Annotated in this window: 1 protein-coding gene; it reads left to right on the forward strand. The window is 24.1% G+C overall.

Features of this window, described 5'->3' with window-relative positions; genetic code table 11:
- The coding region (locus KGF50_RS21680) for a winged helix-turn-helix transcriptional regulator (protein ID WP_255655088.1) at window positions 1-300 on the forward strand (300 nt) is incomplete at its 5' end.
- Window positions 301-842: the final 542 nt, after the last annotated feature.

An 842-nucleotide genomic window follows, 5' to 3' on the forward strand; every position in this document is an offset into this window, starting at 1 on the left:
ACACCATTTGGATATACTCTTTCAATTATTGGAGGAAAGTGGAAAATGATTATAATGTTTTGGTTAGTAGAGTATGATGTATTACGCTATGGAGAACTTAAAAGGTGTATTGGCTCAATAACTGATAAGATTCTCAATAATCAGTTAAAAGAATTAGAACGAGATGGTATTATCATACGCAAAGAATACCCTCAAATTCCTCCTAAAGTTGAATATTCACTTTCAAAAAGAGGATTGTCATTAATGCCTATTTTAGAGGAAATGTGTAAATGGGGTGAAAATAATAAACTAAATTTATAAGATAAAAGCCTAGGAAAGATTTTGCTGGGCTTTTATTTTATAAATTAGAAATACTAAAGTTAATTTACAAGTATATAGTGTCCTGTAATTAATACTTTGAAAATTACTAAGTAAAATATTTATTAGTGATATTTTTTAATATAAATTAAATAAAAAAATAAAAAATATATATAAATAAAATGATTGTTTTTCTTGAATTTTTTATATAAATATGGAAATTTGTCTAGTTATACGTTTTTATTGACCAGTTACGCAATTGATATTGAATATTCTAAATATTGATGTTATTTTATATATGATTTAAGTACAATAGGGGGGATATTTTATAAATATGATTTGCGTTATAGATAGATAAAATTTGGAGTAGTAAAAACTTAGATTCATGTTTGATGAGATTGTGGAATCTGTGTATAGAATGATTCCTGTGTTTCAAGAGAATATAAAGGGTGTAATTTGTATTAGTTGTTTTATTTTATAATATATACTTTTAGATTATATAATGAAAAAGTAAAGATGTACTCCCAATACACCTTTACTTTAAA

The organism is Clostridioides sp. ZZV15-6598 (genome assembly GCF_020657705.1).
In the GTDB taxonomy this organism is placed as follows: Bacteria; Bacillota; Clostridia; order Peptostreptococcales; family Peptostreptococcaceae; genus Clostridioides; species Clostridioides difficile_F.